Below are 1,231 nucleotides of genomic sequence, written 5' to 3'. Positions count from 1 at the left end.
TGTAGCAACTGTGTTGACGGAGGGGCCTGGCCCCTCCATGAGACGGGCACGGTAGTGCCGGCCGCTGGCCGGCAGCCTTTTGGGGCACGCGCAGGCTGGCTTCAGGCGGGGATCGATCCGCCTTGAGCGTCACGCACGCGGGCGTTGAGAATCACCAGCATCTTCCGCATCACCGCCACGATGGCCACTTTCCCTTCCTTGCCGCGGGCCCGCAGCGACCGGTAAAAGTCCCGCAATCGTGGCTCATGTCGCATGGCCGACATGGCCGACATGTAGAGCACCTGGCGGATCTCGGCCCTGCCACCGTGGATGCTTCGCCTCCCTCGCATGGCCCCGCTGTCGTGGGAGATCGGCGCCACGCCGACCAGGCTGGCAATGGCTTTTCCGCTGATCTGACCCAGCTCAGGCAGGTAGCTGGCCAGCACCGCCTGCAATGCCGGGCCAACCCCTTTCATCGACTTCAGCACTGCCAGTTGGGGCTGCTGCGCGACCTGTTCAGAGATCTGCTTCCCCAGTCGCTCGACCAGTGTCTGCAGGCGAATGATGTTGCCTTGCATCTGCCGGCGTAGCTCGCGGTCAGTCACCATTTCCTGCTGTTGGCGGGCTACGGTCAGTGCCTGCATCGTTTGTCGACGCGCCCGCACAAACTCGCGCAGTTTCCGCTGCCAGGGCTCCAGTGGCTGATAGGAAGGCAGTTCCACCAGTGCGGCCATCTGCGCCAATACAAGAGCATCCAAGCGGTCCGTCTTGGCCACTTTACCCAGCCCCTGAGCCAGTCTACGCGCCCGCAGGGCGTTGGCGCGGATCACCGGATGGCCGGCCTTGTGAAGAAAGTCCAGGACAGTCTGCTCATAGCCGCCAGTGGCTTCCAGAACGATCTGAATGGCCGGCCGCGTGCTCAACCAAGTGCTCAATTCAGCATAGCCAGAGGGGCTATTGCTGACCTGCACAGTCTCGCCGTCTGTCGTGCCGATATCCAGTCGGCGCTTGCTCACATCGATCCCGATCCCGTTCATTGCCCGACTCCGTATAGTCTGGAAGGGTCGAGAGCTCCCCCGCTTGCCCAGTCTTATCGCTTCGAGTGTCAGCTCCAGCAACTGTTCGGGCGGATCAAGGGAGAATCCGGTGTGGGCGCCAAGCTACATGGCGATCGTCGAGATCCAGGCTCGTACGGCGGCCCACGCCGGCTCTCGACACCTACGCTGACAGATTTCCATCAGATAAGGCTCGG

The 1,231-nt window shown here is 62.9% G+C and carries 1 protein-coding gene; it reads right to left on the bottom strand.

Annotated features, from left to right (window positions below; translation table 11 throughout):
- Window positions 1-101 precede the first annotated feature (101 nt).
- Window positions 102-1,016, bottom strand: a complete 915-nt coding sequence (locus AC10QF_RS20065; protein ID WP_111126928.1) for an IS110 family transposase — start codon at window positions 1,014-1,016, stop codon at window positions 102-104.
- Window positions 1,017-1,231 lie beyond the last annotated feature (215 nt).

This window comes from Stenotrophomonas maltophilia complex sp. Om-AH-Sm3, assembly GCF_059337855.1.
Note: the sequence above shows the minus strand (reverse complement) of the source record. Positions and strands in the feature narration are given on the sequence as shown.